Origin of the sequence: Streptomyces sp. NPDC001222, from assembly GCF_042896945.1 — a bacterium.
Classification (GTDB): Bacteria; Actinomycetota; Actinomycetes; order Streptomycetales; family Streptomycetaceae; genus Streptomyces; species Streptomyces gibsoniae.
On record NZ_JBIAXT010000026.1, the window covers coordinates 125,690 to 145,772 of the forward strand.

Annotated in this window: 21 protein-coding genes and 3 pseudogenes; 12 read left to right on the forward strand and 12 right to left on the reverse strand. The window is 70.8% G+C overall.

Annotated elements, in window-relative coordinates:
* The first annotated feature begins 79 nt into the window (after positions 1 to 79).
* Positions 80 to 397: a hypothetical protein gene (locus ACFY2Z_RS29485; protein WP_390747117.1), complete on the forward strand. Its 318-nt coding sequence runs from the start codon at positions 80 to 82 to the stop codon at positions 395 to 397.
* A gap of 153 nt (positions 398 to 550) precedes the next feature.
* Here the strand turns inward: ACFY2Z_RS29485 and ACFY2Z_RS29490 are convergent, their stop codons facing one another.
* The 3 genes and pseudogenes from ACFY2Z_RS29490 to ACFY2Z_RS29500 all read right to left on the reverse strand — a co-directional run.
* The gene (locus ACFY2Z_RS29490; RefSeq protein ID WP_390747118.1) at positions 551 to 1,204 is read right to left on the reverse strand and encodes a DUF2064 domain-containing protein; all 654 of its coding nucleotides are present in this window, start codon (positions 1,202 to 1,204) and stop codon (positions 551 to 553) included.
* On the reverse strand, positions 1,201 to 1,899 hold the full coding sequence (locus ACFY2Z_RS29495; protein ID WP_390747119.1) for a glycosyltransferase family 2 protein: 699 nt from the start codon (positions 1,897 to 1,899) through the stop codon (positions 1,201 to 1,203). The genes ACFY2Z_RS29490 and ACFY2Z_RS29495 overlap by 4 nt, the downstream gene beginning before the upstream one ends.
* 47 nt (positions 1,900 to 1,946) lie before the next feature.
* Positions 1,947 to 2,320 (reverse strand): annotated as a pseudogene (locus tag ACFY2Z_RS29500) (NAD-dependent dehydratase); the annotation flags it as partial.
* Positions 2,321 to 2,446: 126 nt separating this feature from the next.
* On the opposite strand from ACFY2Z_RS29500, the gene ACFY2Z_RS29505 reads away from it, so the two are divergent.
* On the forward strand, positions 2,447 to 3,823 hold the full coding sequence (locus ACFY2Z_RS29505) for a glycosyltransferase 87 family protein (protein WP_390747120.1): 1,377 nt from the start codon (positions 2,447 to 2,449) through the stop codon (positions 3,821 to 3,823).
* A 35-nt stretch (positions 3,824 to 3,858) separates the two neighbouring features.
* Here the strand turns inward: ACFY2Z_RS29505 and ACFY2Z_RS29510 are convergent, their stop codons facing one another.
* The gene (locus ACFY2Z_RS29510; RefSeq protein WP_390747121.1) at positions 3,859 to 4,299 is read right to left on the reverse strand and encodes a GtrA family protein; all 441 of its coding nucleotides are present in this window, start codon (positions 4,297 to 4,299) and stop codon (positions 3,859 to 3,861) included.
* Between the two features lie 211 nt (positions 4,300 to 4,510).
* On the opposite strand from ACFY2Z_RS29510, the gene ACFY2Z_RS29515 reads away from it, so the two are divergent.
* The 4 genes from ACFY2Z_RS29515 (at position 4,511) to ACFY2Z_RS29530 (ending at position 9,205) form a co-directional block, all read left to right on the forward strand.
* Positions 4,511 to 5,944, forward strand: a complete 1,434-nt coding sequence (locus ACFY2Z_RS29515; protein ID WP_390747122.1) for a molybdopterin-dependent oxidoreductase — start codon at positions 4,511 to 4,513, stop codon at positions 5,942 to 5,944.
* Between the two features lie 2 nt (positions 5,945 to 5,946).
* Positions 5,947 to 6,450 (forward strand): hypothetical protein, encoded by a 504-nt coding sequence (locus ACFY2Z_RS29520; protein WP_390747123.1) that lies wholly within the window; start codon positions 5,947 to 5,949, stop codon positions 6,448 to 6,450.
* Positions 6,447 to 7,127: a class I SAM-dependent methyltransferase gene (locus tag ACFY2Z_RS29525; RefSeq protein WP_390747124.1), complete on the forward strand. Its 681-nt coding sequence runs from the start codon at positions 6,447 to 6,449 to the stop codon at positions 7,125 to 7,127. Before ACFY2Z_RS29520 ends, ACFY2Z_RS29525 begins: the two co-directional genes overlap by 4 nt.
* A 272-nt stretch (positions 7,128 to 7,399) precedes the next feature.
* Entirely contained in the window at positions 7,400 to 9,205 is a 1,806-nt protein-coding gene (locus ACFY2Z_RS29530; protein ID WP_390747125.1) for a glycoside hydrolase family 15 protein, read from the forward strand.
* Positions 9,206 to 9,560: 355 nt separating this feature from the next.
* Here ACFY2Z_RS29530 and ACFY2Z_RS29535 read toward each other — a convergent pair whose 3' ends face one another.
* Positions 9,561 to 10,154: a YbhB/YbcL family Raf kinase inhibitor-like protein gene (locus tag ACFY2Z_RS29535; protein WP_390747126.1), complete on the reverse strand. Its 594-nt coding sequence runs from the start codon at positions 10,152 to 10,154 to the stop codon at positions 9,561 to 9,563.
* A 286-nt stretch (positions 10,155 to 10,440) separates the two neighbouring features.
* Here ACFY2Z_RS29535 and ACFY2Z_RS29540 point away from each other — a divergent pair.
* Positions 10,441 to 10,584: pseudogene (locus ACFY2Z_RS29540) on the forward strand (IS5/IS1182 family transposase); the annotation flags it as partial.
* Positions 10,585 to 10,677: 93 nt separating this feature from the next.
* Here the strand turns inward: ACFY2Z_RS29540 and ACFY2Z_RS29545 are convergent.
* Positions 10,678 to 11,262 carry a helix-turn-helix domain-containing protein gene (locus ACFY2Z_RS29545; protein ID WP_390747127.1) on the reverse strand — a complete coding sequence of 195 codons (585 nt, stop codon included), beginning with the start codon at positions 11,260 to 11,262 and terminating at the stop codon, positions 10,678 to 10,680.
* Positions 11,263 to 11,378: 116 nt separating this feature from the next.
* On the opposite strand from ACFY2Z_RS29545, the gene ACFY2Z_RS29550 reads away from it, so the two are divergent.
* From ACFY2Z_RS29550 to ACFY2Z_RS29565, 4 genes are all read left to right on the forward strand, one after another.
* Positions 11,379 to 12,215 (forward strand): EamA family transporter, encoded by an 837-nt coding sequence (locus ACFY2Z_RS29550; protein ID WP_390747128.1) that lies wholly within the window; start codon positions 11,379 to 11,381, stop codon positions 12,213 to 12,215.
* Between the two features lie 43 nt (positions 12,216 to 12,258).
* Complete coding sequence (locus ACFY2Z_RS29555) at positions 12,259 to 12,906, forward strand: FMN-binding negative transcriptional regulator (RefSeq protein ID WP_390747129.1); 648 nt, start codon at positions 12,259 to 12,261, stop codon at positions 12,904 to 12,906.
* 35 nt (positions 12,907 to 12,941) lie between these two features.
* Positions 12,942 to 13,649, forward strand: coding sequence for a B3/4 domain-containing protein (locus tag ACFY2Z_RS29560; protein WP_390747130.1), 708 nt, complete (start codon positions 12,942 to 12,944; stop codon positions 13,647 to 13,649).
* 93 nt (positions 13,650 to 13,742) lie between these two features.
* Positions 13,743 to 13,877, forward strand: a complete 135-nt coding sequence (locus tag ACFY2Z_RS29565) for a hypothetical protein (RefSeq protein ID WP_390747131.1) — start codon at positions 13,743 to 13,745, stop codon at positions 13,875 to 13,877.
* Between the two features lie 186 nt (positions 13,878 to 14,063).
* On the opposite strand, the gene ACFY2Z_RS29570 is transcribed toward ACFY2Z_RS29565, so the two are convergent.
* Entirely contained in the window at positions 14,064 to 14,252 is a 189-nt protein-coding gene (locus ACFY2Z_RS29570; protein ID WP_390747132.1) for a hypothetical protein, read from the reverse strand.
* A 711-nt stretch (positions 14,253 to 14,963) separates the two neighbouring features.
* Here ACFY2Z_RS29570 and ACFY2Z_RS29575 point away from each other — a divergent pair.
* Positions 14,964 to 15,218 (forward strand): acetyl-CoA synthetase, encoded by a 255-nt coding sequence (locus ACFY2Z_RS29575; protein ID WP_390747133.1) that lies wholly within the window; start codon positions 14,964 to 14,966, stop codon positions 15,216 to 15,218.
* 41 nt (positions 15,219 to 15,259) lie between these two features.
* On the opposite strand, the gene ACFY2Z_RS29580 is transcribed toward ACFY2Z_RS29575, so the two are convergent.
* The 5 genes and pseudogenes from ACFY2Z_RS29580 to ACFY2Z_RS29600 all read right to left on the reverse strand — a co-directional run bounded on the left by ACFY2Z_RS29580 (position 15,260) and on the right by ACFY2Z_RS29600 (position 19,908).
* Positions 15,260 to 17,905 carry a glycosyl hydrolase gene (locus ACFY2Z_RS29580; protein WP_390747134.1) on the reverse strand — a complete coding sequence of 882 codons (2,646 nt, stop codon included), beginning with the start codon at positions 17,903 to 17,905 and terminating at the stop codon, positions 15,260 to 15,262.
* Between the two features lie 263 nt (positions 17,906 to 18,168).
* A pseudogene (locus ACFY2Z_RS29585) lies at positions 18,169 to 18,499 on the reverse strand (dienelactone hydrolase family protein); the annotation flags it as partial.
* A 110-nt stretch (positions 18,500 to 18,609) separates the two neighbouring features.
* Complete coding sequence (locus ACFY2Z_RS29590; RefSeq protein ID WP_390747147.1) at positions 18,610 to 19,068, reverse strand: PPOX class F420-dependent oxidoreductase; 459 nt, start codon at positions 19,066 to 19,068, stop codon at positions 18,610 to 18,612.
* Positions 19,069 to 19,201: 133 nt separating this feature from the next.
* Positions 19,202 to 19,720, reverse strand: coding sequence for a GNAT family N-acetyltransferase (locus ACFY2Z_RS29595; RefSeq protein WP_390747135.1), 519 nt, complete (start codon positions 19,718 to 19,720; stop codon positions 19,202 to 19,204).
* Entirely contained in the window at positions 19,717 to 19,908 is a 192-nt protein-coding gene (locus ACFY2Z_RS29600) for a hypothetical protein (RefSeq protein ID WP_390747136.1), read from the reverse strand. The genes ACFY2Z_RS29595 and ACFY2Z_RS29600 overlap by 4 nt, the downstream gene beginning before the upstream one ends.
* Between the last annotated feature and the right edge of the window lie 175 nt (positions 19,909 to 20,083).

The following is a 20,083-nucleotide window of genomic DNA, read 5'->3' on the forward strand; positions in this document are numbered from 1 at the left end:
GCCCGCCCGTCGACCACCGCGCTCACCTCCTCCGCCCGCCGTTACGGCCAGTCATGAGTGCTGACCAATTCGTCACCGTGTGCGCCTGCGCGAGCTCGTGCTCACCCAACGGCTCAGCCCGCCCTCTTGCCCGGCAAGGCCCCTCGTCCTCGCCCAGCTCGACGTCTGGGGCATCCCGCACGGCATCGGCACCGCCGACGCCGTAGCCGCGATCGTCACCGAGCTGGCCGCCCATGCTGTCGCTCATGAGCGTGTACCGAGGCGGTACTTCGAGCTGCGGGTGTCTCTTCGGATCAAAAGCGTGCGGATCGAGGTGACCGACATCCTTGGCCATCGGCGCCCGCCCGGCACCTGGAACGTACGCGAGGCCGCGCCTCTCGCCAGGAGGCCGTCATGACGGGCTACGTCATCGATCCCCCTCGTGCTGCCCCGAGTTGCCGGGCTCCGTCCTCGACGGCTCCGCCGACCCGGCTTTGTGGGCAGGGAGTCTGAGGTCGCCGATATCGGCGGTCTGCTGGGAAGAGGGAGGCTCCTGACGCTCACTGGCGGGTCAGGGGACAAGGTCGCGAGAGTAGCGCTTCAAGAGGGTGGCGAACCTTGATCCCGGCGCTGCGGCTGCCACCGCGGCGGCGTCGGGCGCCGTGTCCACGTCGCGCAGCAGCAGCAGTTCGCGCACCCGAAGGCCTGCCCCGGTGAGGCGGGCGCGCTGGGCGGCGCCGGTGTATGCGGTGGACATCGGGATGCCTCGCAGCAGCGTCGGGTCGGGTGCGGCCAGGCCGAGCGCCCAGAACCCGCCGTCCTCCGCCGGGCCGAACCACGCGTCGCACTCCCGCCACGCGCCGGGATGCAGCACGGGGGCGAGGAGCTTCGGGGTGAGCTGTGGGGTGTCCATACCGACCAGTAGGGCGGGGCCGTCCGCTACGGCGGCGAAGGCTGCGGCCAGCCGCTCGTCCAGGCCGCCGGACGCCTGCGGGAGCACCTCGATGCCGGGCGGCAGCCAGTGTCCGGGCGCGCCGTCCAGGAAGAGCATCCGGCGGCGGGCCGGGCAGCGCAGCACGGTCTCCAGGGTGTCGGCGAGCGCCGCTTCCGCGAGGGCAGCGGCTTGGGCAGGGCTGAACGGCGGGGTAAGCCGGGTCTTGACGTGTCCAGGCCGCGGCTCCTTGGCTATCACCAGCAGCGCGGTCGGCCCGACCGGCCCGCTCACCGGGAGGCTCCCGCCGGACGCCGGGGCGGCTCGTTGAGGACCGCGCGCATGTCGCGCACCGCGTTCCAGGTGCCACGCCAGGTGCCCGTGACCTTGGAACGGCCGGCACGCGGGTAGTAAGGCACGTCGACCTCGCGCACCCTCCATCCGGCGTCGGCGGCACGGATGACCATCTGCAACGGGTAGCCCGACCTACGGTCGGTCAGATTCAGGTCGAGCAGTGCCTCCCGGCGCGCCGCCCTCATCGGGCCGAGGTCGTGCAGGCGCAGGCCGGTGCGGCGGCGGATCAGCCGGGCCAGCTCGCGGTTCGCGAGCCGGGCGTGCACCGGCCAGGCGTGGCGTGCCGTCGGCCTGCGCCGCCCGAGTACCAGGTCCGCCTCGCCGGCCAGGACGGCGTGGGCCAGTGACGGCAGCAGCCCCGGGTCGAGGGAGGCGTCGCAGTCGCAGAGACAAACCAGGGGTGCCGTGGCGGCGCGCAGCCCGGCCGCGCAGGCGGCGCCGAAGCCGCGCACCGGTTCACCCACGACGTGCGCCCCCAGCGACGCGGCGAGCTCGGCGGAGCCGTCTGTGGAGCCGTTGTCGACGACCACGGCGCGCCAACCGGGCGGTATCCGCTCCAGTACCCAGGGAAGGGCGGCTGCTTCGTCAAGGCATGGCAGCACGACGTCCACCAGGGGCCGATGTCTCTCGGTCACGCTTTTCAGCGTACGGATTTAGACATATGGAAGGAAACCGGGCGGTACTCCTCGAGGACCCGGGGCGGCTCGCCGCGGGCGAGCGCGGAGCGGAAGCGCGAGGCCACCGCACAGCAGGGGGTGTCGCGCGGCATTCCTGGTCCGTGGACGTTGTGGTGGCGCACGGCGACCGCCCGGCCGCCTGTGGCCCGGGCCCGGGTGGCGGTGGCCCGGGCCCGGGTGGCGGCCAGATGCTCCTGGCCGACTCGCTGCGTAGGCGTTGCGCGGGCGGGTGGCGCGTCCTCGGGCACCAGACCGGGGTGAGCGGATCGCCGCAGCGTGGGCAGACGGGCTCGAACCGCCCGGCGTCCAGGTCGGCGACCCGACGCGGGCCGGGCCGGACGGTCCCGTGGCGGGCGCATTCGTAGCGGCCCTCGCCGTGGTCTCGACCAGCGCACCGTCGGCCCCTCCTGTGACAAGGACCAGCATGCCTTCGTGGCTACGGCCGGATCCGACACGCGGCGCCGCGGGGCCGTCCGGAGTGTTCGGGGCTGCCACTGTGGCGGGTGTGGGAGTACGCACGCTCTGCGCCACGGCACTGCTCGCCGTTCTCGTCGCCGTCGTCGCCGCGACGGTCCGCATAGGCGGTGATCTCGGCCATCCGGCCGCGCTGCTGTACTGGTATGCCGCCGCGTGGGTGCTGTTCGCCGGAGCGGCGTGGACCGTGCGCCGCGTGCCGGTGGGCACCGCCGTGGCGCTGATTCTGGCCGGTGGGATCGCCCTGTGCGCGGCGGCGCTCTCGGCTCCGCCGCGCACCAGCGACGACATGTACCGCTACGCGTGGGACGGTCGCGTGCAGGCTGCGGAAGTCTCCCCGTACGCCTACCCGCCGGACGCGCCGCAGCTTGCCCGGTTGCGTGATCCGTGGCTCTTCCCCACCGGGACCGCGTGCCGCAGGTGGGACCTCCACCCGGTGGCGGGTGTGTGCACGCACATCAACAGGCCGTCCGAACGCACGATTTATCCGCCCGTGGCCGAGGGGTGGTTCCTGCTGGTGCACGCCGTCTCCCCGGCAGACGGGCGGCACAAGCCACTGCAACTCGCCGGTGCTGCGCTCGCCGTCGTCACGACGGTGGCGCTGCTGCTGGTGCAGCGGCGTACGCGTGGTGACGCGCGGCGGGTGGCGCTGTGGGCATGGTGTCCGGCGGTGCCGTTCGCCGCGGTCAACGACGCCCATGTAGACACTCTCGGCGTGCTGTTCACGGTGGCCGCGCTCGGCACGGCCGCGGGAGCACGCCGGGGAGCGCTGCTCGGGGCGGCGATCGCCGTCAAGCTGCTGCCCGTGCTCGCCCTCCCCGGTGCGCTGTCGGGGGTGCTGGCCCCCGGACATGGCCCGCGCGCCCGGTGGCGAGAGACGGCGAGCGTGCTGCTCGCCGCCGTTGGTGTCGTGGCGCTCGTCTATCTCCCGTATCTGCTGGCGTCCCGCTCTGCGGTCCTGGGTTATCTGCCCGGCTATCTGAGGGAGGAGGGGTACCAGCCAGGCGCTGTCGGCCGGTTCGCGCTGCTGCGGCTGGTGCTGCCGGACGCGTCGGCCGGTCCGGTCGCTGTCGCACTGGTGGCGCTGAGCGCCTGGTACGTCCTGCGGCGCGGCGATCCAGAGCGGCCGTGGCATGGATCGCTGCTGGTCACGGGCACTGCGCTGCTGCTCATCTCGCCTGCGTACTACTGGTATGCGCTTCTCGTCGTGGCCCTCGTGGCAATGGGCGGCCCATGGGAGTGGCTCGCCGTCGCTGCCGCGGCCACCGGGCTGTATGTCGCGGACGCACTGCAGTGGCATGGCGTTGACGCTGCTGCGTACGGGGCGGCCGCCGTGACGGTGCTCGCTGGCGTACTCGTCCGGGCACGGGCGCGTGGCGGCGGAGACCGGCGGCGGGACGGTGCGTGAGGGCAGACGTCTCGGGCACATCGGGTGCGAGGGGGTCATCGGCAGCGTCTGAAGACGACCAGCCGCAAGACGGTGAAGCGCACCACGGTCACCAGGGCGAAGCTCGGTGCGAGCACCAGGGTCTCCGCCGCTGGTGAGGCGGTGGGCCGGTAGTCACGGAAGAGCAGCACAGCGCCTGAGGTGACCAGATACGCCAGGACGAACAGGCCACCCGCGGCCAGATGCGCCTGGAGGACTCGGACCGCGGACCCGCGAAAGGTCAGCCGACGGTTGGCCTCCGTGTTGAGGACGGTGACGACAAGAAGGGAGGCGAAATTGGCCAGGACGGGCGGCGACCAGTGGCGCAGAACCCAGTACAGCAGGGCCTGGGCCAGCGTGGAGGCGACGCCGATCACGACGAACCAGAACAACTCCCTGGTCAGCGCGGTGCGGCCGGGCCGGGTGGAGGCGCTGCGCCGTGCGCTGAGGCGTCGCACCTCACCATCATGAGACCGCCGTGCGACCCGAAGAGCCGTACGAAATGCCGATTCACCCGTTCGACTGGCGACGGACACCCGTATGCACGCCAGACACGCAAAGCCGACCCGATCTGTGCCAGTTTGTAGCTGACGACTTGACAGGCGACGACGACGCGGTGGGGTTCGATCCACCCCTTTGAGAGTCGGCCTGGGACGGAGGAGGCGGCCGATGGGCAGTGGCGGACGGCCGCCGGCCCCGGGTTCCGGCGGTCCGCGACGCCCGAGACCGGACGAGGACCATGCGCCGGGGCGCCTCGAACGCTTTCGCGCTGCCGCGGCGGCGCGAGGGACCAAGGGTGCCGCTCGTACCCGGGCCCTCGTGCGGCGGGTCGAGCAGACTCCTCCACCCCCGGGGCCGTTCCGTCCCGGCTTCTGGCGCAGCCCCATCCGCGGACCCTGGCTGACGTCCGTGTTCGGCCTGGTGCTGCTGATCGGCATCCCGCTGCTCTTCGTCACCGGAATGCTCTCCTACGCCTCCTACAACCCGGGACTCGGCCGCATCAACGACCAGACCCCGGACAAGGGCCTGCTGGGCTTCTACCTCTTCGACTGGCCCACACATCCGTACTGGCTGTACCGGCTGACCCAGGGCCTGCACGTGACGCTCGGCGTGGTCCTGGTACCCGTGCTGCTGGCCAAGTTGTGGTCAGTGATCCCGAAGCTGTTCGAGTGGCTGCCGGTCCGCTCCGTCGCCCACGCACTGGAGCGGTTGTCCCTGCTCATGCTGGTCGGCGGGGTGATCTTCGAATTCGTCACCGGCATCATCAACATCCAGCTTTTCTACGTCTTCCCCGGCTCCTTCTACACCCTGCACTTCTACGGCGCCTGGGTGTTCATCGCCGCGTTCATCGTCCATGTGAGCCTCAGACTCGGCCGGATGGCCCGCGCCCTGCGCTCCCGCAGCCTGGCCACGGAACTGCGCACCGACCTCGCTCTCACCCGGCCCGAGCCCCCCGACCCCGACGGCCTGGTCCCGGTCGCTCCCGCACCGCCGACGATGAGCCGGCGCGGGGCACTCGCCCTGGTGGGGGGCGGATCGCTGCTCCTCCTGGTGGTCACCGCGGGACAGAGCATCGGCGGCCGGCTGCGCAAGACCGCTCTTCTCGCGCCGCACAACCGTACTCCGGGCAGCGGCCCGAACGGCTTCCAGATCAACAAGACGGCCGCATCCGTCGGCGTCACCCCCGCGCACGTCGGCCCCGGCTGGCGGCTGGAGATCCACGGCCTCGGTCCGACGCGCGTCTTCACCCGCGCACAGCTCCTCGCGATGCCCCAGCATTCCGCCGCACTGCCGATCGCCTGCGTGGAGGGATGGTCCACCCCCGACCAGCACTGGAGCGGTCTTCGGCTGACCGACCTCGCCGCCATGGCAGGCATCCCAGGTGCGGGAAGCGTCCTGGTGGAGTCCGTCCAACCACCCGGCCCCTACAGCTCGGTGCTCCTGCGGGGCAACCAGATCCACGACCCCAGATCGCTGCTCGCGCTGCACGTCAACGGCGCGGACCTCTCGCTCGACCACGGCTACCCGGCCCGCGTCATCGTCCCGGCCAACCCCGGCGTGAACAACACCAAGTGGGTGCACCGGCTCACCTTCAGGACCTGATCATGGCGCGCTTCGTCCGCTGGTACGGCTCCGGCCCCCTCCACCTTCTCGTCCTGATCGCCTCGTTCGCCGTCACCGGCTATGCCCTGGTGCGGCTGTTCGCCGTCCGCCCGCTCGAGGTCGCGATCTGGTTCGTCGGCGCGGCGATCCTCCACGACCTGATCCTGCTGCCCCTGTACTCGCTCGCCGACCTGTCGGCGCACGCTGTCCTGCGGCATCGCGCCACCCGCATGCCACAACCACCGTGGATCAACTACCTGCGCGTGCCCACCTTTCTCTCCGGTGTTCTCCTGCTCGTCTGGTTCCCCCTCATCTTCGCCTTGTCGACCCCCTACCCGGGTGCCACCCGGTTGTCGATAGACGTCTACCTCGGCCGGTGGCTGGTCATCACCGCCGTGCTCTTCGCCGCCTCCGCCGTGGCCTTCGCGCTCAAGCTCCGCCGCGTCCGGCGGGCCGCCCGCGCCGACGAGGAACGACCTGCACCAGGTCACGACGCCGCACCATGACGACCGACGAGGACGGGGCGTCCTGCGCCGAGGGAGACCCCTATGCGCTCGCCCTGCGCAACGGCCACGGACCGGTGTACCTACGCCTGACCGGCGGGCGCCGGATCCGGATGCCGCTGCATCGCTGGTACGCACAGCCCACCGTGGCCGACGAATCCGTACTCGATCGCTGCGGCGGCCCCGTTCTCGACGTCGGCTGCGGACCGGGCCGGCTGTGCAGGGCGCTCCTGAGCCGCGGAGTCTTCGCGCTCGGCGTCGATGTGGCTCCCCGGGCGGTGGCCCACACCATCGCTCTCGGCGGAATCGCACTGCGCCGATCGGTGTTCGACCGGCTACCGGCCGAGGGCGGCTGGCAGACCATCCTGCTCATCGACGGCAACATCGGCATCGGCGGTGACCCGCACGCCCTGCTGTACCGCTGTGTCCAGCTCACCGCCCCGACGGGTTCCCTCCTCGTGGAGGTCGACCCCGGCGACGTCGAGGAGCGCCGCACCGCCCGGTTCGAAGACATCCATGGTCACGAAGGTCCGCCGTTTCCCTGGGCACGTCTGGGAGCACCGGCGCTCCACAGGATCGCCGAGGACTTGGTTCTCAGCGTCACCGACCAGTGGAGATGCGGCCACCGATGCTTCCTCGCCCTCGGCCGCCAGGACTCAGCCTCGGGACGTAGTCGCTGACGCGGGGCTGACCACGCGGGGGCGAGGAGACACGACGTACGACGGCCGGACGCCGAGCGCGGCACCAGGTCGTGCCACCCGGTCGGGGCAACCACCGGCGGCCCGAACGTGCGATGTACCGATCATGCTGATTGGGTGGGGGTGAATCGACTGTGCAGGGAGGCTGGGATCAGTGACACTCGTCAGGCACCGGCAGAGACCTGCGGCGCAGGCGACTGCTCACGTCGTCCCGGCCGGGCCGCGTCAGGCCCGAGGTGAACGGGCTGCGACGCATGAGTGCGCGACCGATCAGTGACCACGCTCTGCTGTCCGACTGCCGCTCGGCCGCGCTGGTCACCTCCGACGGCTCGGTGGACTGGCTGTGCCTGCCGCGTTTCGACAGCCCGGCAATCTTCGCCCGACTCCTCGACGAGGACGCCGGCCACTGGTCCATCCGCCCTACCGACCCGGGCGACATCAGCCGCCACTACGTCGACGACACGCTGGTTCTGGAGACGACCTTCCGTACGACCGCGGGTACGGCGGTCCTGCACGATGCCCTTGCCCTGGGGCGGCGCGAACGCGGGCACGCGCTCGGCACAGCGTCCCCCGGAACCCTCCTGCGGCAGATCACCTGCACCGAGGGGCGGGTGGACATCGAGATCGCCTACGCGCCGCGCCCGGAGTACGGACTCATCCAGCCACTCCTCTCAACTGTGCGAGGCGGGCTCGCGGCGTACGGGGGCGCCCATGTTCTGCTGCTGTCGAGCCCCGTCGACCTGCGGGTGAGCGGCTCCACAGCGCACGGCCGTGTCCAGCTCTCGGCGGGGCACCGCCTCGGATTCGCCCTGCACGTCGGGTCGGCGTGGGAAAGGGAGTCGGTGGGCTGGCGAGCGGGGCGGATCCGGCGCCGGATGTCCGACACCATCGAAGGCTGGCACTCGTGGTCGAAGCTCCACCGCGGCTACGTCGGCCCCTGGCAGGACGAGGTGGGCCACAGCGGACGCGTGCTGCGAGCCCTGACCTTCGCTCCCACCGGGGCCATCGTCGCCGCGGCCACCACATCCCTGCCCGAGAGAACGGGCGGGACGCGCAACTGGGACTACCGCTACACCTGGGTCCGCGACGCGAGCTTCACCCTGCAAGCGCTCGCCACGGCCGCCTGTGAGAAGGAGAAGAACCGGTTCTTCGGGTTCCTCGCCCGGGCTGCGGCAACCCAACTTGACGGCGGCGTCGACCTGCAGGTCATGTACGGCATCGGCGGCGAACGCGACCTGAGCGAGCGGTTCCTGCCTCACCTGACAGGCTGGCGCAACAGCAGCCCCGTTCGGATCGGCAACGACGCCTGGCGCCAACGCCAACTCGACGTCTACGGCGAACTCCTCGACGCCGCTCACCAGACTCTTCCGCCCGGTCAGCAGCTCGACCCGGCCACCCGCACCTTCCTGCTCCAGGCAGCCGAGACAGCCGCCCAGCGGTGGACTCGACCGGATCAGGGCATCTGGGAAAGGCGCGGACCCAGCAGACACTTCCTCCACTCGAAACTGATGTGCTGGGTCGCCCTGGACCGCGCCATCGCCATGGCCCCCGCCCTGCAGGCCGGCGAACGCCTCCCCCACTGGCAGCACGAGCGCGACCAGATCCGCCAAGCCATCGAACAACGCGGTTGGAACCCAGGCCTCGGCGCCTTCACCCAGGCATTCGACAGTGACGACCTCGACGCCTCCGCGCTGATGCTGCCCATCGTCGGCTTCCTGCCGCCGCACGACCCCCGCGTCCAGTCCACCGTGTCGGCCATCGCCACCCAACTGACCGACCGCAACGGCCTGGTCCGCCGCTACCTCACCGACGAGTTCCGGGAAGAAGAAGGCGCCTTCTTGCTTTGTACCTTCTGGCTCGCCCAAGCTCTTGCCCTCACCGGCCACACCACCCGGGCACGACGCGTCTTCCAAGCCGCCCTCGCACACGCCAACGACCTCGGTCTGCTGGCCGAGGAGACCGACACCTCCACAGCAGAGGCCCTCGGCAACTTCCCCCAAGCCTTCAGCCATATCGGGCTCATCAACGCCGCCCGCGCCATCCGCGATGCCGAGCGATAAAAAGCACGCCCCGTAGGCGAACATCCCGTGTACGCCAACTGCCCCACCGATCCACGCGCTCACACAGGCGCACAGTGAACGGTCGCCGTCCCTGGGGGAAGTCGGTCAGCGCGACGGCCGGAACCCCTTAGTTCCTCGGTCGGGTGTCGCGATACAGACGGTCCGTCACGCATGTCCCCCCTGCGCTCGTCCGGCGTGGTGCCCGACCCCGCTACGCCGGCATCCCGTCAACGGATCGCGAGACAGGGGCGTAACGGCCGTATTGACCCCTACCGTCATGTGACCGCCACCCAGACGATCGACCGGCGCTCGACCGAGCGCGCCCGGGCTGCTCCCCACGCCGACTCCGCTGCGGTCAGTGCCGCGTGTAGGGGGCTACCAGCACCGCGGTGGCGGCGGCCTGACTCCGGAGTCCTTTGAGGGTCTGGCTCGGTGACGTGTTCTGGCCGAAGGACGCCGGCAGAGGGTCGCGGAGCGCGTACAGCGTCAGTTGATATTTGTGCGTGTGGCCGGCGGGCGGGCAGGGGCCGTCGTACGTCGCCTCGCCGAAGTCGTTCAGGAGTTCCCGGGCACCGGGCGTCAGGGTGTGCTCCTGCGTTCCCGTCGCCGTCGCGGGAAGACCGACCTGCAGCCAGTGGATCCTCTGGTTGTCCAGGTCGACCATGGACAGGGCGAGTTCGGCGGTCCCGGCGGGGACGTTCGCGAACCTGAGCGCGGGTGAGTAGTCGTGGGGGCTGTCACAAGTCATCACGGGGAGGAACGCGCCCGACGCGTCGAAACCCTGGCCTCGGCCGAGGGCGAAGGCCCCTCTGGGTACCGCAGTCGTCCGGGAGACCGCAGTGGACGGGGCCGACGTCGCCTGGGGGTGGCTGGAGGACGACGAGCACGCGGCGGTCGTCATCAGGCCGACTGCGGCCATCGCGCCTGAGACGAGGAATCGACGCTTCATGATGGCACCGTATGCCAGGCGGACGCCGACCGCCCGTACCGGCTTGCGGGTTCCTGACCGTCGGTCCTGGGCCCCGGCCGGGCCACGCCGGAAAGGCCCGGTCCGGTCGAACAGCAGCCGGACCCGCTTGAAGGCGTCCCTGTCGTGCTTGGGCTTCCTCCACGCCAGAACGCCGCCGCGGTGCCGTCCACGACGAGGAAGTCCCCCACGTGTGCCGGTGCTGTCACAGGGACCACCGAACCCAGCGAGGGCAGGTCAGCCTCACGGCACTGGCCTGGTCACCCTCCACCGGGTCGTCGAGCGCACCATCTCCTGGCTGCACGGCTTCCGCCGTCAGCGCATTCGCCGGGAACGACGCGACGACAGCCACGAAGCCTTTCTTGGTCTCGCCGTCCGCCTGATCACACACCGCAGCGTTCAGCGCCTTTGCCAGGGCCTCATGGGTCGGACGCAGGCGGCAGCGGGCGGCTCCACGCGACCGTGGCGGGGCCGCGCCAGGCCCCCTCCCCCCGGGGGGCGCGGGTCAGGTCGCGGGCGCAGGGCCCGGCGGCAGGTGGACCGTCATGATCAGGTGGCAGATCTCGGTGCCCGCACCGCGGTAGGTGTGGGGGGCGTCGCCGGCGAAGGTGGCTGTCTGACCTGCTTCGACGCAATGCTCGGTGCCCTCGACGACCAGGGTCATCCGGCCGGACGTGACACTGACGGTCTCCACGACACCGGCCTGGTGGGGGTGGCTGGGGTACTCCTCGCCCGGCGCCAGTTTCCAGCGCCAGATTTCGACCGGAGCCGGTCCCGAGGTCGTCAGCATGAGCCGGGCCTCACTGCCCTGCGCGCTCGTCCACAGCGGGGCCAGGGCGTCGGCGGACACGACCCGGACGCGCCCTTCGGCCCTTCCCTCCATCAGGGCGGAGACCGAGACACCGAGAGTGTCGGCCAGCCGTACCAGGGTGGCGAAGTTCGGGTTGCCCTGAGCCTTCTCCAGCCCCACCAGGGCGCCCTTGCTGACCTGGGCGCGCCGGCCGAGTTCGTCGAGGGACAGGCCCGCGCGGGTGCGGGCCGCCCGGACGTTGTGCGCGAGCGTCCGCAGGGCTGCCTCGGTCTCGGCCATCCGGTCACCATCCTCGTCAATGGATCAATGGAATGTACCGCACGGTCGTTTGGTTGACACGACTCGGTCGGTCCGTTGTACGGTTCAGTCGTTCCATTGATAGTAAGGGATGTACCGTGATCGCTCTGCTGCTGGCCCTGGGCAGCTCTCTCGCCTACGGCTGCGCCGACTTCCTCGGCGGCCTCGGCGCCCGTAAAGCCCACGTCCTGCGCACCGTGATGATCGCCGCCCCGGCCTCTCTCACGGTCGAGCTCCTGCTGTGGCCGTTCCTCGGCGCCTCGTTCAGCACGGGCGCTCTGGCCTGGGGAGCCGCCTCCGGAGTGGCCTCGGCCGCCGCGTTCGCGCTGCTCTACCGCACCCTGGCGATCGGCCCGATGAACGTGCTCTCCCCCGTGACCGCCCTGGTGTCCGCCATGCTGCCCGTCGGCGTGGGGCTCCTGCAGGGCGAGCACCTGGGCACGGCCGGGCTGGTGGGGCTGCCGCTCGCGCTGGTCGCGGTGGTGCTGGTGAGCGCCGGGCACGGCGCCGGGTCCGTACGCCCGTCGCGTACCGCGCTGCTGCTGGCCCTCGGCGCGGGCGCCGCCATCGCCCTCCAGCTCGTCTTCCTGCACCAGACGCCCCCCGACAGCGGCGTGGCCCCGCTGATCATCGGCCGGGCGGTCTCCTCCGCCGTCATCCTCACCGCAGCCGCACTGCTGCGCCGCCGACTCGGCTCCGAGCGACCTGCCTACGCCGTGTCGGCCACGGCCGGCGTGCTGGACTCCCTGGCGAACCTGCTGTTCCTGCTCGCCGCCCGCAGCGGAGACCTCGCCGTCGTCGCTGTGATCACCGCCCTCTACCCGGCCGGTACCGTTCTGCTCGCCCGCAGTGTGCTCGCCGAACGCATCCACCGCGGCCAGCTCATCGGGCTCGGCACCGCTGCCGTCGCGGTCAGTCTCCTTGCACTGACCTGAACACCCGCCACCCCGTACCCCGCCGAATGCGCAAGGAGCGCCCATGTTCATCCAGCCCTGGGACGCCGCCCTGGACGAAGCCGAATGGACGACCTGGATCGCCGACGGCCACGACTTCGGCCTCCTGAGCGTCAACGGTCTGCCCGGCCAGGCGCCCGTCGCCGTTCCCACGCACTTCACCCGCGACGCCGACCACCTCCTGGTCCACCTCGCCCGCCCCAATCCGGTCTGGAAGGCGATCGAGAACGACCCCGACGTCCTGTTCACCGTCTTCGGCGACCACGCCTTCGTCCCCGGCCCCTGGCGCGCCACGGCCGGCACCCCGCCCAACGACGGCGTGCCCACCAGCTATTACGCAGCCGTCCAGTTCACCTGCCGCGCCCACATCGTCGACGGCCCGGAGGCCAAGGCCGAACTGCTGCGCCGCCAGCTCGCCCACTTCCAGCCCGACGGCGACCACGCCCCCGTCGATGTCGACCAGCCGCCCTACGGCCGGATGCTGCCGGGCATCCGCGGTCTCCGCCTGGAAGTGACCGATGTGAGAGCCAAGTTCAAGTACGACGACCACAAGCCCGTCGAGCACCGCACCGCCGTCGCCGACCAACTCACCGAGCGGCGCCAGGGACTCGACGTGCCCACCGCGCGCCAGCAGCGCCGCCGACTGGACCGCATCGGTCCCTGGAAGCCCTGATCACCGCACACGCACGCAGGAACGGAACCCGCCCGATGACCGTCTTCCGCATCAGCCCCGCCGTCGCAGACACCTTCCCCGACACCCTCATCGCCCTGGTCACCGCCGCCGGTCTGCGCGGCCACGAGCCCTGGCCCGACACCACCACCGCCGTGGCGGAGCTTGAGCAGCAGCTCGCCTTCGGCACCTGGCAGCCCGCCGACGAGACCGACCCCCGCATCGAGGCCTGGCACACCGCGTATCGCTCCTTCGGCACCAACCCCCGCCGCATCCGCCCCAGCGTTGACGCCCTCGGCCGCCGCCTCGCCAAGAAGGGGGCCCTGCCGCGCATCAATCCGGCTGTCGACTCCTACAACGCCGTCTCCGTCCGCCACGGCCTGCCCGCCGGCGCCTTCGACCTCGACCACGTCAGCGGCGACGTCGACATCCGCCACGCCGACGGTACCGAGACCTTCACGCCACTCGGCGAAGCCGACACCGTCGAGAATCCAAAGCCCGGCGAGATCATCTACGCCGACACCACCGGCGTCCTGACCCGCCACTGGAACCACCGCGACGCCCACCGCACCCGCGTCACCGAGGACTCCACCCACGTCGCCTTCGTCCTCGAAACCCTCCACGCGGCCCGGGACGGCGCCCTCCTCAAGATCGCGGCGGATGAACTGCAGAGCCTGCTGATCCCCCACGCCGCACGGACCGCCGTGCACTACCTGAGCCCGGCGCAGCCCCTGGCGACCGTCTGAGCTGCCACCCCGGCGGCTCGGCTCAGCTGTGGTGACCGGCAAAGCGCATGGTGGAACCGAGAGGGGGCTGCCTGACGGGAACGGAGGGCGTCTGTGACCACGTCGCCGATCGACTTCCAGGCGTTGTTCGCCGCCACGGTCGGTCCGCATCTGGTGCTGCGCCCCGATCCGGTGATCCTCGACGTCAACGACGCGTCCGTGCCGTCCACCGCCCCCGGAAAGGTCTGACCGGGCGGTATCTCTTCGACGCGTTCCCGAAGGACCTCTCCTTGCGCCACTTCTTGGCCGGCCGCTCCACGCCATGCCTTGCCGCCCGGACGCGCGGCGAGTACCCCGTCGCCGCGTAGAATCGCGCGCCCCGGGCGGTGCACCCGTTCGGATGCCGACCGGCCGGGCCCGCCTGGCGTCCCGTCCTCAGGGGAAGAGTGCGATGCCGAGGACGACCAGCACGATGACCACGACGACGATCGCCACCGTGAACATGGCGCCGCGGTGCTGCGCCGGTGCCTTGCGCCTCCCCCCGCGGGGCCGGTCCTCCTCCATCGTCGGGTGTGCCGGGCGGTCGCGCTGGTAGAACTCCTCGTCGCGTCGATGATCGACCATGACGACTCCTCCGGGTCTGCTTCCCTGCCTGTCCCGGCGCGGGTTCCCACATCTGGACCCCGGGAACCGGCTTGGCGGACGCGGACGACTGGCGGCGTACGGCCGCACGCGCACGCAAGATCGGGGTGCACCGGAGTCGACGCCGTGCGCCGCCGCTCCGGTCGCGGTGGAGGTCCGGTCGTCGAGACAGGCTCCGTCGGGACGGCGTACGACAGCGAGGACCGGGCCGAGGGCGAGCAGGGTGTGACGGCGCCGACCATGGCGGGCTACGCGGGGCGCACAGGCCCGCGTAGGTCAAGGGAAGGTGAAGGTGCTCTGCCCGTCCGCCCGTACGGCGGCGTGTGGGAGCATCCTGGTGGTCGTCCGAGTGGGCGGGGAGGTGTCGGCATGCGCGGGTGGGGCGCGGGGTGGGCGGTCGCCGGGATGGTAGTCCTGGCGGCCTGCAGTGCGTCTACCGGGACCGGATCGAGCGCAGGGCCGTCGGCGGCCCGCTCGGCACAGCCGTCGAGCGGCGCACCGACACACAGTTCTACGACACCGGTCCCGGCTCCGTCCTCGACTGCACCCCCGGGCGCCGGTGCGCCGACTGGGTCCCCGCCGGCCTCTTCGTCCACCGCGTCTGCCGGGAGCTGTGTCGCCGGGCATGCGCAGGTCACCGTCTCCCCCGGTGACGCGCCCGTGCGGCGGTTGTGCGTGCGCCCCGGGACGGTGGTGTCGCTCGTTCTGAGGCCCCGGGTCGACGACCGGCGGTGGACGGCCGTGCAGAGCGCCGCCCCGGCCTTCGTCGTGGCATCGGGTTGGCGCGTGGACGCGGACGGCACCGTGCGTGCCTCGCTACGGTCTGCGGGCACCCGGGGTGGCACGGCCAGGGTCATCGCGCTGGCGAAGGCACCGGATGTGGCGGGGGCGGCGCGCGCCGCCTTCACGCTCGACGTGAGCGTGGTGCCGTATCCGACGGAGGGGTGACCCCCGAAGCCGGGAATCACCCCTCGTCCATCGGCGGTGCGTCAGTCGCAGTCGCGCACCCTGATCGTATAGATGCCGCGGCCGTGCGTGGCCGCATACAGGGTGCTGCCGTCAGGGCTCAGCTTCAGCTGGAGCACGGCGACGGCCGGGAGGGACCCTACGCGCTGCCACATCGTGTGGCCCGGCGCCCGGTAGACGACACCGAGGTCGGTGGCGACGGCGAGGCCGCCGTTCGGCATGACGACGGCGGAGTCGGTCGGCACGTCGGGCAGGTTCGCCGAGATGTCCTTCCAGGTGGTGCCGCCGTCGGTGGACTCGAAGACATGGCCTGCACCCGCGCCGGGGCCCTCGGTCCAGTGCCGGGAGAAGCCGTTGACCGCGAGAAACACGTGGTCGGCGTTCTTCGGGTCGACGGCGAAGCCGCTGAGGTACCGGTTGGGCACCGTGCCGTCCGCCCCGGTGGCCGGGAGGGTGATGTCGTGCCAGCCGGTGCCGTCCGCGTTGCCGGTGGCGATGCCGCGAGCGAAGCCCCGCTCGTTGCACGGGCCGCACCAGGCCGCGTAGACCTTGCCGCCGGAGGCCGCGACGGCGGTCGCGGTGCGGCCGGCGCCGAGGTCGTACACGCTCTTCCACTCCGAGCCGCTGCGGATGGCGTAGCCGTGGGTCTGCACCCAGATGTGGCGGCCGCCCGCGACCCAAGTGGAGCTGTTCTTCATGTCCGCCGCCAGCGGTGCGATGAAGCGGGCCTCGCTGGTGGCGTTGTCGGCCGGGGCGACGTTGTACGAGGTCGCCTTGCTGGAATCGGTGACCCAGGAACCGTCGTTCACGGCGCAGTTCTGGGTGACCTGGACCGCGAGGTACACGTATTCCTGGGCGAGGTTGCAGCCGTTGGCGGGGTCGGTGAGGGTGTCGCCGCCGTCACCGCCGAAGTTGGAGCCCATGACCTTGTCGTTGCCGCGCAGGATGGACTGGCCGTTGTCCTGCAGGCCGCCGGTGACGGAGACCCCGCCGTGGTCGGGGTCCTTGCCGATGCCCACCGAGTAGTACTGGAGGGTGTCGATGGTGCCGTCGTTGAGCGAGGTCCAGTCCGTGGCGTGGCCGGAGGCGTCCTGGGAGCCGTCGACCGGGCGCCGGTACGCGCCGCCGTCGTTGCCGACGTACACATAGCTCTTGCCGTGGTAGCGGCCGATCGCCACGCCGTGCTGGTCGGAGTGCGTGGTCGGGCTGCAGTTCCCGGTCTGCTTGGCGGGGTCGATGCTCCAGCAGGGGAAGGTGAAGTTCCAGTACGGGCCGACGGTGGACCAGGTGGCGCCGCCGTCCTTGGTCTCGTAGACCTCCTCCAGACCCGCGTACACATGCCGGGGGTTGGCCGGGTCGACGGTCAGGAACTGGTTGTACCAAGCCTGCACCCCGGGCATGTACCCGGCGGTGGTCAGCGCGGAGCCGTCGGTGGCGAGCTGCTTGTAGTCGGCGATCTTCGTCCAGGGCCCGAACGGCGAGGATGCGCTGTAGATGCCCTCCAGCCCGCTGTCCGGGTTGGTCGCCATCTGCTCGGGCGACTGGTCGATGGCGTAGTAGTGCGAGCCGTCGGCGGAGTGGGCGAAGGTGACCGTGCCGACGTTGTCCGCGTCGGTCGGCAGGTCACCGAAGCCGCTGGAGATCCGCTTCCAGGCGCCACCGGTCCTGGTGTAGAAGCCGTTGTAGTCGTCGCCGCTGCGCCAGCCGACCGCGAGGATCACCTTCGAGGGATCATTGGGGTCGAGGGCGATGTCGTTGGTGATGTTCTTGTACGCGGCGTCGTTCTCGGTCGCCTTCGAACCGCCGGGCAGGTAGTCGGGGTTGGGCGCGAACTCCAGCTTCCAGGGGCCGCGCAGGTTCTTCGTGGAGTGGCTCCACACGCCTTCGCTGGTCGCCGCCCACACCTTGCCCCCGCCGAACCGCAGTTGGCGGATGGTGGTGCTCTCCAGCTCGTCGCCGCCGACCCGGCTGCGCGTGGAGAAGCTGCCGTGATGGGGGTGGGAGAGGACATAGACGCCGCTGCCGAGGTAGGCGTCCGCGTTGGTGTTCGCCTCGCCGGTACCCAGCCACAGCCGTCCGCCGCCGTCGACTGCGAGCGTGCCCGTCGACTGCGAGGGCAGCCGGTCGCTGATGGGCTGCCAGTGCCCACCGCCGGTCCGCGAGCGCCATACGCCGCCGCCGGCGCTGCCCGCGTAGACGTAGCCGTCGTCGTCCGCGGCCATCGCAGCCATACGGCCGGTGACGTTGCCCGATCCGCCGCTGGAGTTGGAGTCGATGTCGCGGTAGCGCGGGTCGTCGGAGTTGTACGGCAGGTCGGTGACGCTGCGCCAACTGCCGCCGGTACCGGGCAGGTTCCTCAGACTCTGCCAGGCGGCGCCGTACGCGCCCGGCGCGACGATGCCCGGCGAGGTGCGGGCCTCGGCGTACTGGTCCGCGCCCTCGGCGATCTCGTCGGCCTCGTTGCCGTTGTCGCCGTCGGCCGCCTTCGCTTTGGGGCTGATGGCGCCCACCGAGTGCGCGCGCTGAGCGGCGAGTTGAGCGAGCGTACGAGCCCCGAAGGGGCTGCTGTGCCCACCTGACGAGGCGCTCGCGGGTATCGCGGCGAGCCCGGCGGTGGCGGTGATGGCACAGATCGTGAACCATCGTCTTCTGCGGGGTTGCGCTGGCACCAGATCCTCCCGAACGGGTGTGGTTACAGCCGTCGCGGAAGACCCGATCACAAGCGGGCGCAAACGTCCGACACTTGGCCAATTCTTTGTCCTGAACCTGCCACCACCGGCCGCAGCCGGGTGGTCGACCGAGAGGGGCCGTTGACCCATCCGACGGGAGCGACGAGTTGAGCACCGCGTGACGCGAAGTGGCCGAACGGTGAGGTCGGCCACTCCAGAAGTGCGTGGCTGCGTCCTTCGGGTTTGGTTTCCGAGCCGGAACCTCAGCCGTTGGTCAGGGTGCGGTCGAGGAGGGGCAGCAGGCGATCCCAGTGGCGCTGCCGTGCGGAGGGTTGAAGGCGTCTGTGCCGGACATGGTGAAGCCGTGGACGGTGTCGGCGTGAGACTCGCAGGTGTAGCCGACGCCTGCGGCATCCAAGGCCTGGTGGCACTCGCCGATGCCCTCGGGCGTCATGTCGTTCTCGGCGTGGCCGAGGTGGACTTGGGCGGTGAGCCTCGCGACGAGGCGGTGCGGCTGTCGGGCGCGTCGGTGACCAAGTTGCCGGGATGGAATCCGGCGAGGGCGGTCACCTGGTCGGGGTGGGCAGTCGCGCTTGTCGTACCGGCGTGCCACTGTCCGGTCCCGCTCCCGCTTGTTGACGCACCGTTCGACGGCACTACGGCGGCGCACGCATCGGCTCCGCCTCCTGCCGAACAGAAACGCCCTAACCCTCGATGTCGAGCGCTGTTCCGTACAGTCGCTTCACCTTCAGTCGGATGACCACTCGGCGCTCGGCGACCAGTTGGCTCAGGAACGCGGCTTCATCCTCCGGCTTCGCGGCCTGCGGGATCATCTCGAGCAGTTCCCGACCCACCGTGTCGCCCGGCACCGTCGTGATCTCGGAGACCTCGGCCTCGCCTTCGGCGACGGCGAACGACCACACGTCGCCGCCCTGCACATGGAGTGCCGCACGCGGATCGCGCCGCAGGTGCCCGACCTTGATGCGATCGGCCGTCGTCGAGAACCGCGCGATACGAGCCTCGGAGTCCCAGCTGTAGAGCATGGTGGTCAGGTGGGGGTGGCCACTGCGCCTGACGGTGGCGAGCGTGCCGAACTGCTGCTTGCCGAGGAGGTCGGAGAGGGCTTCGTCGGACAGCGGGCGAGGCGATGGTCCTTGAGTCATGATCGGATCAACGTCGCTGGCTACCCGTAAATTTCGCGGGCGCGGGCCAGGCTGCAGCTGGTCGATGACATACGATTCCGGGGTCCGCACCGGCGCCCCATGAAACATCACCGCAGGCTGCGGCATGTAACCGCTATCGGCCGATGCTCCGGCTCCATCGGATCTCGCCTTCGTGCCATTCATCGGTCGGCGTGAGCCCGGCGGCGGTGGCGACGGCGGCCGACGCCTGATGCTCAGGGTGGATGTGGGCGATCACGACCTGTACCCGCTGCCGTTTGAGCCATTCGACCAGCCCTCGGGCCGCTTCCGTGGCGATGCCCCTTCCCTGCCACGCAGTACCCACCACCCAGGCGATCTCAGCGACGGCGCCATGGCTGGAGGAAGTGATCGTCGCCTGGACGGTGCCCGTCAGGCAGGCTTCGTCCCGGAGACGGATCACCCAGTTCAGCCAAAAGACGGCCGGGTCGGGGGAGCCTGCGGTCATGCGCTGGTAGCGCGAGCGCAGGGCTTCCAGCGTGTCCGGAGTGCCGCCGATGAAGGTGTGCAGAGCCGGATCGGACAGCACCGTGGCCATCTCCTCGGCGTGCTCGACGAGAAGCGGTCGTAGGTCCAGCCGCGCAGTGCTGATGGCCTGGGCCGCGAATGCGCTCATGCCGCGACCACCGCTGGGCGTTCGATGAGGTGGTCTCGTTCGAAGCGTGCGCCGGCGCGGGCCAGGGCGACGAGGGGGGGTGCGGTCACGGCGCGCAATCCCCACGTCGCATCAGAGATCAGCGCGATCACGACACAGAACAGGCCCAGCAGCAACTGCGCCTGTGGGCTTCCCGCGTATTCGATCACGGGGCCACGTTACCGACGCACAGCGGCATTGCCTCTGGCTACGTCACGGGGCAGGCGATCTTCGTCGACGGCGGGTTCTCGGGCCTTCCCCCGTGATGGTGGACACGGTGCGTTGATCACGCGGCGAGCGTGAGCTTAGCCGCGTGGTGTCGGCGTTCGTATTCGTTGGGGCTCA